Consider the following 12,593-nt stretch of genomic DNA (forward strand, 5'->3'; position numbering starts at 1 on the left):
AGTGGGATGGGGGCTAAGCAAGTCGGCAAAGCGGAATTCGTTGCGAAATGGGTGGAAAGCTACGGAATCCCTTGTGCAGATCCATTGGCTTTGACAGTATCGCCCGCGAAAGACGCTTTCTAGGGGGTCCGATGAGTCCTCGTCATCCACGCGTCGTCGGCCGCCGAGCGGTCCTGAAGGGAATGTCGCTGTCCGCTCTCGGGCTCGGTGGGGCACTCGCGGGCTGTGGGATCCCGGCCGCCCGGCAGGATGCGGGCAGCTGCGTCAGTACCGATCAGTCCGCTCAGCAGAAGACACTCAACTTCTCGAACTGGCCCAGTTACATGGACGAGTCCGAGGAGAAGGTCAACGGCAAGACCGTGCTGCCGACGCTCGAGGACTTCCAGAAGCAGAGCGGTATCCAGGTCACCTACACAGCCGACGTCAACGACAACGCCGAGTTCTACGCCAAGGTGCGCGACCAGCTCGGCAGTTGCCAGTCGTGCGGCCGGGACATCTTCGTGCTGACCGACTGGATGGCGGCCCGGATGATCGGGCTGGGTTGGATCCAGAAGCTCGACCGGACGAAGATTCCGAACGTCCACCAGCAGTTGCTCAAGCAGCTCAAGGCACCGAGCTGGGACCCGAACCGCGACTACAGCGTCCCCTGGCAGAGCGGCCTGACCGGCATCGCCTACAACGCGAAGGTGACCGGGGAGGTCAAGAGCTTCACCGACCTGCTCGGCCGGGACGACCTGAAGGGCAGGGTCACGCTGCTCTCGGAGATGCCGGACACGATGTCGTTCATGCTCAAGCTGGTCGGCGCCGATCCGGGCAAGTTCAACGACGCCGAGTGGAGCAAGGCGCTGGACAAACTGCAGGAGTACGTCGGGTCCGGTCAGGTTCGCCGCTTCACCGGCAACGACTACGTGCAGGACCTGAACGCCGGCAACATCGCCGCCTGCGAGGCCTGGTCCGGTGACGTGATCGCGATGCAGGCCGACAACCCCGACATCAAGTTCGTCGTGCCCGAAGAGGGCCTGATGCTGTGGTCGGACAACATGCTGGTGCCGAACAAGGCGACCCATAAGGGCAACGCCGAGGCGCTGATGAACTACTACTACGAGCCCGAAGTGGCCGCGACGCTGGCCGACTGGGTCAACTACATCTGCCCGGTCCAGGGCGCCAAGAAGGCGATGGAGACAGTCGATCCCGACGTGGTCGACGACCCGCTGATCTTCCCGGACGAGGCGACGCTGGCGAAGACAGCCTCGTTCATGGCGCTGGACACGGCCAAGGCAGCCCTCTACGAAACCGACTTCAATCTCGCGATCGGAGGGTGACCGCCATGACTGCGACCGATACCTCACCTACCGTCGGTGATCTCGTCCTCACCGGCATCAGCAAACAGTTCGCCGGGCATCGAGCCGTCGACAACCTCGACCTGACCGTGCCGACCGGGACGTTCTTCGCACTGCTCGGACCGTCCGGGTGCGGAAAGACCACCACGCTGCGGATGATCGCCGGACTGGAGCAGCCGACCGAGGGCAGCATCCGGCTGGGTGAGCAGGAGATCGGCGGACTGCGCCCGTACAAGCGGCCGGTCAACACGGTGTTCCAGAACTACGCGTTGTTCCCGCATCTCGACATCTTCGAGAACGTCGCGTTCGGCCTGAAACGGCGGGGGATCAAGGACTTCAAGCCGAAGGTCGACGAGATGCTCGACCTGGTCGAGCTGGGCGGGTACGGCAAGCGCAAGCCGGGGCAGTTGTCCGGTGGCCAGCAGCAACGAGTCGCGCTGGCCCGCGCGCTGATCAACCGCCCGCAGGTGCTGCTGCTGGACGAGCCGCTCGGCGCCCTCGACCTGAAGCTGCGCCGGCAGATGCAGCTGGAGCTGAAGCGGATCCAGACCGAGGTCGGGATCACGTTCGTCCACGTCACCCACGACCAGGAAGAGGCCATGACAATGGCCGACACCATCGCGGTGATGAACGCCGGCGTGATCGAGCAGATGGGTACGCCGACCGAGCTCTACGACCTGCCCGCCACCACGTTCGTGGCGAACTTCCTCGGCCAGTCGAACCTGATCCGGGCCACGATCATCGGCAAGGCCGACGAGAACCTGATCGTCGACGTGCACGGCCGCAAGGTGACCGTGCCACTGCCCCGCTGCCGGGTCACCGAGGGCGATGTCTGGATGGGGATCAGACCGGAGAAGGTGTTCCTGGCCCCGGCCGGCACCGAGCAGAGCAACGGCTCGAACCAGCTCCGCGGTGCCGTGGTCACGGATGTCAGTTACGTCGGCGTGAGTACGCAGTACCTGGTCAAGCTGCCCTGGGACCAGGAGCTGACCGTCTTCGAGCAGAACACCGGTGCTCGCGGCACCCTTTCCGTCGGGGACTCGGTCGACCTGCACTGGCAGCCGGCGCACACGTTCGTACTCGACGCCGAGCAGGACGCGCAGGCGGGGGTCGAGCAGATCGACGATGCCGGATGAGCGCGGTCGGCCAGCTGGGTGCGGCAACCGCGACACCGGCCCCGAAGCCAGAGCGGTCCGGCCGGCGGCTGACGGCGTACCTGCTGTTGCTTCCTGGCGGCGTGTGGTTGCTGCTGTTCTTCGTCATCCCGCTGGTGTCGTTGCTGGCGGCAAGTTTGTACGACCCGAACGGGTCGATCGAGTCCGGGTTCAAGATGACCTGGCACTTCCAGAACTTCGTCGACACGATGTCGGACTACGCCCGGCCGTTCGGGCGGTCGCTGTGGTACTCGCTGCTCACCACCGCGTTCTGCCTGCTGCTCGGGTATCCGCTCGCCTACGCGATCGCGATGAAGGCCGGCCGCTGGAAGAACTTCATGCTGGCGCTGGTAATCGCGCCGTTCTTCACCAGCTTCCTGATCCGGACACTGTCGTGGAAGCTGCTGCTCAGCGACAACGGGTTCGTCGTGGACGCGCTCAAGTGGCTGCACATCCTCGGTCCGGACGGGCGGCTGCTCGCGACCACGACCGCCGTCGTCACCGGGCTGACGTACAACTTCCTGCCGTTCATGGTGCTGCCGCTGTACGCGAGTCTCGAACGGATCGATCCCCGGCTGATCGAGGCGGGCGGCGACCTGTTCGCCAACCCGCTCACGACGTTCCGGACGGTGACGCTGCCGCTGTCGATGCCGGGCGTGGTCGCGGGCACGCTACTGACCTTCATCCCGGCGGCGGGTGACTACATCAACGCCCAGCTCCTCGGTACGCCGAAACAGCGAATGATCGGCAACGACATCCAGCGATTGTTTGCCGCGGGCGCCTATCCGACGGCGGCCGCGTTGTCGGTGACGTTGATGGCGGCAATCGTCGTACTGGTCCTCTTCTATGTACGGCGGGCGGGGACGGAGGACCTGGTATGACACTCGTTGGTCGCTGGATCGGGCGGCACCTGATCATGGTGCTCGCGTTCCTCGTGCTGATGTACCTGTTCGCGCCGATCGTCGTCGTGATGCTGATGTCGTTCAACGCGCCGAAGAGCAAACTGTCCTACACGTTCGACGGGTTCACCTGGCAGAACTGGCAGCATCCGTGCCGGCCGTTCGGTTTGTGCGACGCCGTGAGTACGTCGTTGCGCATCGGCTTGCTGGCGACCGTGATCGCCACGGCGCTGGGGACGTTGATGGCGTTCGCGATGGTCCGGCACCGCTTCCGCGGCCGGTCCGCGACGAACCTGTTCATCTTCCTGCCGATGGCGTCGCCGGAGATCGTGCTCGGCTCGTCGCTGCTGGCTCTCTTCGTCTCGAGTGGGTTCGGCGGGCGGCTCGGGTTCTGGACGGTGCTGATCGCGCACGTGATGTTCTGCCTGTCGTTCGTGGTCGTCACGGTGAAGGCCCGCCTGACCGGGATGGATTCCCGGCTCGAACAGGCGGCGATGGATCTGTACGCGAACGAGTGGCAGACGTTCTGGCGGATCACCTTCCCGCTGGTGTTTCCGGGCATCATGGCGGCCGCACTGCTGAGCTTCTCGTTGTCCTTCGACGACTTCATCATCACGAACCTGAACGCCGGGACCACGGTCACGTTCCCGATGTTCGTCTGGGGCTCGGCGCAGCGCGACATCCCGCCGCAGATCAACGTCGTCGGTACGGCGATGTTCCTGCTGGCGCTCGTCCTCGTACTCGGCGGCGAGTTGACCCGGCGCCGACGGGTTCGATGAAACTCGCAGCGCTCGCGGACGCCGAACCGCGGGTCTTCTGGCTCGACGACAAGTCCGCGCCAGTCCCCGAGTCCGCGTTGCTGGGACCTACTACCGCCGATCTGGCGATCGTCGGCGGCGGCTACACCGGCCTGTGGACAGCGTTGCGGGCGAAGGAGCGCTATCCCCACCTCGACGTCGTCATCCTCGAGGCCGACACCTGCGGGTCCGCGGCCAGCGGACGCAACGGCGGCTTCTGCGACGCCAGCCTCACGCACGGTTTCGCCAACGGTCAGGCGCGGTGGCCCTCCGAGATCGCCTCGTTGGAGCGTTTGGGCGCCGAGAACCTGTCCGGGATCGCCGACACCATCGCCCGCTACGGGATCGATTGCGACTGGCAACGACCTGGCGAGCTGACTGTTGCCACGGCACCGCATCACATGTCGGAGCTGGCTTCGGAGGCTGAGGAACGGCCTGGCGTCACGTTGCTGGACCAGGACGCAGCGCGGGCTGAGCTCAACTCCCCGACGTACCTCGGTGCGCTGCACGATCCGCAGGGGACGGCCTTGGTTGAGCCCGCTCGGCTCGCTTGGGGACTACGTGATGCTTGCCTGCAACTCGGCGTACGTATCCATGAGCACTCACGGGTGAACCGGCTGCATGGTCACCTGTTGTCGACAGCAACTGGGTCGGTGCGGGCTGAGCGGATTGCCCTTGCTACCAACGCTTTTCCGTCGCTGCTGCGGCGGTTGCGTTTGTACACCGTCCCCGTCTACGACCTGGTCCTGGTCACCGAGCCGCTGTCATCGGCGCAGCTCGCGTCGATCGGGTGGCGGCACCGCCAGGGCGTCGGCGACGCGTCGAACCTGTTCCACTACTACCGCCTCACCCGCGACGACCGGATCCTGTGGGGCGGCTACACCCCGCTGTACCACTTCGGCAGTCGCATCGACCCGGCCTTCGAGCAGCGCGACTCCATCCACGCCATGCTCGGCCGGCACTTCTTCACCACCTTCCCCCAGTTGGAGGGCCTCCGCTTCACCCACCGGTGGGGCGGCGTGATCGACACCAGCACCCGCTTCTGTGCCTTCTTCGGCACCGCTCACGGCGGCAATCTCGCCTACGCCCTCGGCTACACCGGCCTGGGTGTAGGCGCCACCCGCTTCGGCGCCGACGTCATCCTCGACCTCCTGTACGCCGAAGACACCGACCGAACCCGCCTCCGCATGGTCCGCGAGCGCCCCCTCCCCTTCCCACCGGAACCGATCCGAGCCGCCGCCATCCACCTGACCCGCTGGTCCATGCACCGAGCCGACACCCACGCCGGCAAACGAAACCTCTGGCTCCGAACCCTCGACAAACTAGGCCTAGGCTTCGATTTCTGAGTTTTGTCGCATTCAGGCCCGCGTGGATCGTCATAGAGGTGACAGCAGACAACTGGGTGCCAAGGAGGCCGAAGACCGTGCCGGACGACAAGCAGGCAGCGCAGCGGGCGCTGGTGGACAGCATCTTGAGCGGGGATGGCAGGGCGAGCGCGGATCAGCGTGCCCAGGCCTTCAATGGTGGCGGGCCGCTGCGGAACCTGGTGGAGAACGTCATCGCCACCCCGGTGCAGGTCACCGACGGGGACTTCGCCGCGGCGAAGGCAGCCGGTTTCACCGATGACCAGCTCTTCGAGCTCGTGGTCTGTGCCGCGGTCGGGCACTCCACTCGGCTGTACGAGGCTGGGCTAGCAGCGCTAGAGGAGGCCATCTGATGCGTCCGGACATCCTCAACCACGGCTACAGCGTCGGCTCCAAGGCGATCTTCAAGATGATCCGGCTGTTCTCGGGGCACCCCGTCCCCGACGCCGCCAAGCTGGTCTTCTACCGCCCCGACTTCTACGGCACTGCCGCAAAGAAGTTCACCCACGAGACCATGCGCGGCCCGTCCGACTGGTCGGTCGGCGATCGCGAACTGATGGCGGCGTACGTCTCCAAGCTGAACGAATCCGCCTTCTGCATCAACGCCCACACCGCCACCGCCACCCAGGCGTACGACGACGCCCCTCGGGTGAAGGCGGTCCTCGAAAACCTCGACTCAGCCCCCATCGAAGAGCCTCTCCGAGCAACCCTGGGGATGCTGGCCACCTTGCTCACCAAACAATCCCTGACCACCCAGGACATCCAAGTAGTCCTGTCCGCCGGCGCCTCACCCCAACAAATCAAGGACGCCTTGGCCGTCCTTGCCGCCTTCAACACCACCAGCCGCCTGGCCGACGCCTTCGCCTTCGACCTGATGACCCCCGAAGCCTTCGACGCCGGCGCCAAATACCTCCTGAAACGCGGCTACAACTAGCTCGGCGCTAGGAGCCTTTCGCCGCTCGAGCTCGATGGGCCGCGACCGTCGTACGGCTTGCGCAGGCGTTGGAGCAGAAGCGGCGCGTCCGGTTCCGTGACTGATCCACGAAGTAGTTGCCGCATCCGGCAGCGGCGCATCGGCCGAGCGTGACCGCGGGATCCCCGGCCGCGACCAGGGCGAGCTTGGCGGCGATCAACTGACCGACCCATCGCTTGGCCGGCGCGCCGTTCCGGCTGAAGTGGATGTGCCAGCCGCCGTCGTGGTCGGACAGGTGCATGTCCGGCGGGTAGTCGCGCAGCAGACTGTGTACTGCGTCAGGTCTGCCGCCATCCACGGACTGCGCCAGCGCCGTGCGTACGACGTCCGGTAGGTCGCCGTACTCGCCGTCCGATGGCGGCGTGATCTCGTGCTCCGCGAAGAACGCCGCCACCAGTTCGCCGTCCTGGTCGAGCGTTCCCGTGTTGGCCAGCTCGACGGCCAGCCGCGTCACGTTCCCAATGTAGTCGCCGTACTGCACTTGACCACCTACATCTCTCTTGCCTACGGTAGGCGTCATGGTAGCTGAGGACACCTACGTGGCCCGACGTCTGCACCTGCTCGGGGAGTGGGATGCTGCGCTCGCCGTCCTGGGCCCGGACGCGGATCCTGAACTGCGCGCGGAGATCGCCGTCGACCGTTGGTTCTTCCAGATCGAGAGGCATGAGGAGGCCGAGAAGGCGGTCGCGGCCCTCGATCCCGCATCGCCGACCGCACAGTTGCTGACGGCCCGGATGGCCTACAGCCGCTTGCTGTTCCGCCGCGATCCACGCGCCGACGACCGCGCCGTGGCCGAGGCAGGTTACCGCGCGGCGGCACAGAGCGGCGACGAGTTGCAGCGCGGCTGGGCCGAGTACCACTGGGGCGTCTTGCTCGACAACATCGACGACGACGCAGCCGGCGCCCTCGAACGCTACGAGACGGCTCTCGAGATCGCGACGAAGTACGACGACGGCTACTTCGAGTCGTACATCGTCCGGCACCTCGCCCACCTCAAGGAGCCCGCCGAACGGATCGCACTGCTACGCCGTTCGCTGAATCTCCGCGCCGCGCTCGGCGCCCGCCCGCAAACAGTCGCCGCCCAAGCAGCCCTGGCCAACGATCTCCCGACAGACGACCCCGAACGCGCCGAACTCACCCAGACTTACCGTCCGGCCGCCGAAGAACTACACATCGGCTGGCTCACCGCCGACCTCAACTGAGTTTCAGACCTGGGACTCGGCTTCGGTGAGGACTGTGCGGAGGATGGATTCTATTTCGTCGAAGTGGGCCTGGTCGCAGATCAGGGGTGGGGAGAGTTGGATGACGGGGTCGCCTCGGTCGTCGGCTCGGCAGTAGAGGCCTGCGTCGAAGAGGGCTTTGGAGAGGAAGCCGCGGAGGAGTCGTTCGGACTCCTCGTCGTCGAAGGTTTCCTTGGTGGTCTTGTCCTTGACCAGTTCGATTCCGTAGAAGTACCCGGCGCCGCGGACGTCGCCGACCAAGGGCAGATCGAGCAGCTTCTCGAGGGTCGCCCGGAAATCCCCCTCCCGGCTCCGGACGTGCTCGTTGATGCCTTCGCGCTCGAAGATGTCCAGATTGGTCAGCGCGACCGCGGCGGATACAGGGTGGCCACCGAAGGTGTAGCCATGGGCGAACGTGGTGTCGCCGTGCAGGAACGGCTCGATCAGCCGGTCGGTCGCGATCATCGCGCCGAGCGGTGAATAGCCGGAGGTGAGGCCCTTGGCGCAGGTGATCATGTCCGGCTGGTAGCCGTACCGCTCGGAGCCGAACATGTGGCCCAGCCGGCCGAACGCGCAGATCACCTCGTCACTGACCAGGAGTACGTCGTACTCGTCGCAGATCTCGCGGACCCGGTCGAAGTACCCAGGTGGTGGCGGGAAGCAACCACCTGCGTTCTGGACCGGCTCGAGGAAGACGGCGGCGACCGAGTTGGGGCCCTCGTTCTCGATCGCGACCGCGATCTGGTCGGCGGCCCAGCGGCCGAACGCCACCTCGTCGTCAGCGTGCTGCGGGGCTCGGTAGAAGTTCGTGTTCGGCACCCGGAACGTCGACGGCACCAACGGCTCGAACGGTTCCTTCAGCTCCGGCAGCCCGGTGATCGACAGGGCTCCGTGCGTGGTGCCGTGGTAGGCGATCGCGCGGCTGATCACCTTGTGCTTACCGGGTTTGCCGGTGAGCTTGAAGTACTGCTTGGCCAGCTTCCAGGCCGTCTCGACTGCTTCACCGCCACCGCTGGTGAAGAAGACCCGGTTCAGATCGCCCGGAGCGTAGCCGGCCACCCGCTCGGCCAACTCGATCGACTTGGGGTGCGCGTACGACCAGAGCGGGAAGAACGCCAACTCCGAAGCCTGCTTGGCGGCCGCCTCGGCGAGCTCGGTCCGGCCGTGGCCGAGCTGGTTGACGAACAGGCCGGCCAGACCGTCCAGGTACCGCTTGCCGCGAGCGTCGTAGATGTAGGCGCCGTCGCCGCGGACGATGACCGGAACCTCGCCGGTCTGGTAGCTCGAGAGTCGGGTGAAATGCATCCACAGGTGATCGCGGGCCGACTGCTGCAGGTGGGCGAAGTCGGCGTCGTCGAGCTGGTCGGACGGCATGGTGGATCCCTCGTCTCAGGCTGGCCGTTGCCCGCCATGGTGCCTGGAAAAATACGTTCGGGCAAGTGATTTCGTGCCAGCTGAGCCGCTACTCTGTCGATGTCATCGGCCTTGAGAGCGATCTACTGCGGAATCAGTAGTCCCCTAAAGGAGGCGGAGTGGACCTGCTGTTCGTCAACGGCTCCGTCTTCGACGGGTTGCGGTACCGCCCGGGCCTGGCGGTTGCGGTCCGCTCCGGCCGGATCGCCGCGGTCGGGACCGACCTGAGCGAACTGCGTGGTCCACAGACCGAGGTCGTCGACCTGGCCGGCGGCCTGCTCCTGCCCGGCTTCGTCGACGCCCACATCCACCCGGTCCAGGGCGGTCTCGAACGCGCCCGCTGCAACCTCGAGCCCGCTGCCGGACTTCCGGCGTACCAGCAGATCATCGCGACGTACGCCGGTCAGCACCCGGACGTCCCGTGGATCCTCGGCGGCGGCTGGCATCAGCCCGACTTCCCCAACGCCGCGCCGGCCGCGGCCGACCTCGACGCCGTCACCGGCAACAGACCGGCCTTCCTGGTCAACGCCGACCACCACGGCGCCTGGGTCAACTCACGGGCCCTCGCGCTCTCCGGGATCGACGCCCGTACGCCGGACCCCGCCGACGGACGGATCGAGCGCGGCCCCGACGGATCGCCGACTGGGACGCTGCACGAAGGTGCGATGGACCTGGTCGGCCGACTGGTCCCGCCGACCACTCACATCGAACTCGTTGCCGCGTTGATGGACGCGCAGGCGTACCTGCACTCGCTCGGCATCACCGGTTGGCAGGATGCGATCCTCGGTGCGTACGCGAACCTCGGCGACGCGACTCCGGCGTACGTCGAACTCGCCCGCGAGGGCCGCCTCACCGCCCGCGTCAACGGCGCGCTGTGGTGGGAGCGCGACCGGGGTGTCGAGCAGATCCCGGACCTCATCGCACGACAGGACGGCGGCACCCATCCGCGGTTCCGGGCCGGCAGCGTGAAGATCATGCAGGACGGCGTGGCGGAGAATTTCACCGCCGCGATGCTCGAGCCGTACTTCGACGCCAATGGCTACCTGACCGCGAACGCCGGGCTGTCGTTTGTGGACCCGGTCGAGTTGCGCCAGATCATCACCCGGCTCGACGCGGAAGGGTTCCAGGTCCATGTGCACGCGATCGGCGACCGTGCGGTCCGCGAGGCGCTGGACGCATTCGAGGCGGCGCTGACCGCGAACGGTGTCAGCGATCTGCGGCATCACATCGCGCATCTTCAGGTGGTTCATCCCGATGATGTCGGGCGGTTCGCGAAGCTGGGGATCACGGCGAACATCCAGGCGCTGTGGGCGGTGTACGAGCCGCAGATGACCGACCTGACGATCCCGTTCCTCGGGCCGGCGCGGACGGCGTGGCAGTACCCGTTCGGTGATCTGGCCCGGTCGGGTGCGCGGCTCGCGGCGGGGTCGGACTGGCCGGTGTCGAGTCCGGATCCGTTGGCCGCCGTACACGTCGCGGTGAATCGGCGGGACAGTCGTTCGGCGGAGGCGTTCTTCCCCGAGCAGGCGGTGGACCTGGCGACGGCGTTGGCGGCGTACACGTCGGGGAGCGCCTGGGTGAACCACGCCGATGACACCGGCCGGATCGAGGTCGGTGCGCTCGCGGATCTCGCGCTGCTCGACCGGGATCCGTTCGCGGGAGCGACTGACGAGATCGCCGCAACGCGGGTGCGGGCCACGTATGTCGAGGGCGAGTGCGTCTTCGGCGAGGAATCGACCAGAGAGGACGCGTCATGGAACCGACCCTGACCAACTTCATCGACGGCAAGCCGGTGGCCGCTGCGAGTGGAGCGGCGTACGACGTGATCGAGCCGGCGACCGGCCAGGTCTACACCCGGGCGCCGTTGTCGGGCCGGGAGGACGTGGACCAGGCGATGCGGGCGGGCGCGCGGGCGTTCGAGAGCTGGCGGGACTCGACGCCGGCGGAACGGCAGCTCGCGCTGCTGCGGATCGCGGACGGGATGGAGCGGCGGGCGGACGAGTTCATCGCGGTCGAGAGCCGGAACACGGGCAAGCCGCTGACGTTCACGAGGACGGACGAGATCCCGCCGTGTGTGGATCAGTTGCGGTTCTTCGCCGGGGCGGCGCGGGTGCTCGAGGGGCGGTCGGCCGGGGAGTACATGGCGGGTCATACATCGTGGGTACGGCGTGAGCCGATAGGTGTGGTCGGTCAGGTGACGCCGTGGAACTACCCGTTGATGATGGCGATCTGGAAGATCGCGCCAGCGCTTGCCGCGGGCAACACCGTCGTACTCAAGCCGAGTGACACGACGCCGGCCTCGACCGTGCTATTGGCCGAACTGTGCAACGAGTTCCTGCCGCCGGGCGTGATGAACGTGGTCTGCGGCGACCGCGACACCGGGCGTGCGCTCGTCGACCACGAGATCCCGCAGTTGGTCGCGATCACCGGTTCGGTGCGGGCCGGAATGGAGGTCGCGTCGACGGCCGCGCGGCGACTCAAGCGGACCCACCTCGAGCTGGGTGGCAAGGCGCCGGTGGTCGTATTCGACGACGCCGACCTGGAGAAGGCCGCGCGCGCGATCGCGGACGCGGGCTACTTCAACGCGGGCCAGGACTGTACGGCGGCAACCCGCGTGCTCGCCGGTCCACGTATCCATGACGACTTTGTCGACGTACTGACCGAGCGGGCGGCTGGGACGCATACGGGGATGCCTGACGATCCGGAGGCGGCGTACGGCGCTCTGAACAACGAGGCTCAGCTTCACCGGGTCAACGGGTTCATCCGCAATCTGCCCGATCACGCGACTGTTCGTACGGGTGGGGCGATGATCGGTGACCGCGGGTACTTCTACGAACCTACGGTGGTCTCCGGACTCCGGCAGAATGACGACGCGATCCAGCAAGAGATCTTCGGCCCGGTCATCACCGTGCAACGCTTCACCGACGAGGACGAAGCCCTCCGCTGGGCCAACGGAGTCGACTACGGCCTGGCCTCCTCCGTCTTCACCCGCGACCACGGCCGCGCCATGCGCATGTCCCGCCGCCTCGACTTCGGCTGCGTCTGGATCAACACCCACATCCCGATAGTCGCCGAAATGCCCCACGGCGGCTTCAAACACTCAGGCCACGGCAAAGACCTCTCCATGTACGGCCTGGAGGACTACACCCGCCTAAAACACATAATGTCCAACATCGAGAACTAACCCGACAGGTGGCGGGTGTGAGGGTGGTTTGTCCCACGCGTGCTCCCGCGGTCGCTCCTTCGTCGCGCCCGCTCCGCGCGCTCCCACCCGCCCGGGGGTGCGCGCTGTCGCGCTTCATCGACTACACCGTGGTTCGTGATGCCGCGGTTGGGTCACGCTGACCGGGTGAGGGTGTTTGCTGACGTGCTCTCGCGCGGACATCGAGTCGTGGTTCATGGGGTGGTGGTCGAGTTGATTGGGTGAGAGGGA

Annotated in this window: 12 protein-coding genes; 10 read left to right on the top strand and 2 right to left on the bottom strand. The window is 66.5% G+C overall.

All coding sequences use genetic code 11. The features are described 5' to 3' along the window. Positions 1 to 131: 131 nt before the first annotated feature. From AB0L70_RS03575 to AB0L70_RS03605, 7 genes are read left to right on the top strand one after another with little or no spacing between them, the layout of a single operon-like run. Entirely contained in the window at positions 132 to 1,322 is a 1,191-nt protein-coding gene (locus tag AB0L70_RS03575) for a spermidine/putrescine ABC transporter substrate-binding protein (RefSeq protein WP_363679511.1), read from the top strand. A gap of 5 nt (positions 1,323 to 1,327) precedes the next feature. Then, positions 1,328 to 2,476, top strand: coding sequence for an ABC transporter ATP-binding protein (locus AB0L70_RS03580; protein ID WP_363679513.1), 1,149 nt, complete (start codon positions 1,328 to 1,330; stop codon positions 2,474 to 2,476). Continuing rightward, positions 2,473 to 3,375: an ABC transporter permease gene (locus AB0L70_RS03585; protein ID WP_363679515.1), complete on the top strand. Its 903-nt coding sequence runs from the start codon at positions 2,473 to 2,475 to the stop codon at positions 3,373 to 3,375. The genes AB0L70_RS03580 and AB0L70_RS03585 overlap by 4 nt, the downstream gene beginning before the upstream one ends. Next, positions 3,372 to 4,172: an ABC transporter permease gene (locus AB0L70_RS03590; RefSeq protein WP_363679517.1), complete on the top strand. Its 801-nt coding sequence runs from the start codon at positions 3,372 to 3,374 to the stop codon at positions 4,170 to 4,172. Before AB0L70_RS03585 ends, AB0L70_RS03590 begins: the two co-directional genes overlap by 4 nt. Continuing rightward, the gene (locus tag AB0L70_RS03595) at positions 4,169 to 5,536 is read left to right on the top strand and encodes an FAD-dependent oxidoreductase (protein WP_363679519.1); all 1,368 of its coding nucleotides are present in this window, start codon (positions 4,169 to 4,171) and stop codon (positions 5,534 to 5,536) included. Before AB0L70_RS03590 ends, AB0L70_RS03595 begins: the two co-directional genes overlap by 4 nt. Positions 5,537 to 5,574: 38 nt before the next feature. Then, positions 5,575 to 5,907 (top strand): hypothetical protein, encoded by a 333-nt coding sequence (locus AB0L70_RS03600; RefSeq protein WP_363679521.1) that lies wholly within the window; start codon positions 5,575 to 5,577, stop codon positions 5,905 to 5,907. Beyond that, positions 5,907 to 6,488, top strand: a complete 582-nt coding sequence (locus tag AB0L70_RS03605; RefSeq protein ID WP_363679523.1) for a hypothetical protein — start codon at positions 5,907 to 5,909, stop codon at positions 6,486 to 6,488. Before AB0L70_RS03600 ends, AB0L70_RS03605 begins: the two co-directional genes overlap by 1 nt. 7 nt (positions 6,489 to 6,495) lie before the next feature. Here AB0L70_RS03605 and AB0L70_RS03610 read toward each other — a convergent pair whose 3' ends face one another. Then, complete coding sequence (locus AB0L70_RS03610) at positions 6,496 to 6,981, bottom strand: CGNR zinc finger domain-containing protein (protein WP_363679525.1); 486 nt, start codon at positions 6,979 to 6,981, stop codon at positions 6,496 to 6,498. 64 nt (positions 6,982 to 7,045) lie between these two features. Between AB0L70_RS03610 and AB0L70_RS03615 the strand changes: the two genes are divergently transcribed. Further along, entirely contained in the window at positions 7,046 to 7,729 is a 684-nt protein-coding gene (locus tag AB0L70_RS03615) for a hypothetical protein (RefSeq protein WP_363679527.1), read from the top strand. Between the two features lie 3 nt (positions 7,730 to 7,732). Here AB0L70_RS03615 and AB0L70_RS03620 read toward each other — a convergent pair whose 3' ends face one another. Further along, positions 7,733 to 9,121, bottom strand: a complete 1,389-nt coding sequence (locus AB0L70_RS03620) for an aspartate aminotransferase family protein (RefSeq protein WP_363679529.1) — start codon at positions 9,119 to 9,121, stop codon at positions 7,733 to 7,735. 158 nt (positions 9,122 to 9,279) lie between these two features. On the opposite strand from AB0L70_RS03620, the gene AB0L70_RS03625 reads away from it, so the two are divergent. Both AB0L70_RS03625 and AB0L70_RS03630 read left to right on the top strand, forming a co-directional pair. Beyond that, the gene (locus AB0L70_RS03625) at positions 9,280 to 10,929 is read left to right on the top strand and encodes an amidohydrolase (RefSeq protein WP_363679531.1); all 1,650 of its coding nucleotides are present in this window, start codon (positions 9,280 to 9,282) and stop codon (positions 10,927 to 10,929) included. Further along, positions 10,914 to 12,344: a gamma-aminobutyraldehyde dehydrogenase gene (locus tag AB0L70_RS03630; protein WP_363679533.1), complete on the top strand. Its 1,431-nt coding sequence runs from the start codon at positions 10,914 to 10,916 to the stop codon at positions 12,342 to 12,344. Before AB0L70_RS03625 ends, AB0L70_RS03630 begins: the two co-directional genes overlap by 16 nt. The last annotated feature ends 249 nt before the right edge of the window (positions 12,345 to 12,593 follow it).

This window comes from Kribbella sp. NPDC051952, from assembly GCF_040680855.1.
In the GTDB taxonomy this organism is placed as follows: Bacteria; Actinomycetota; Actinomycetes; order Propionibacteriales; family Kribbellaceae; genus Kribbella.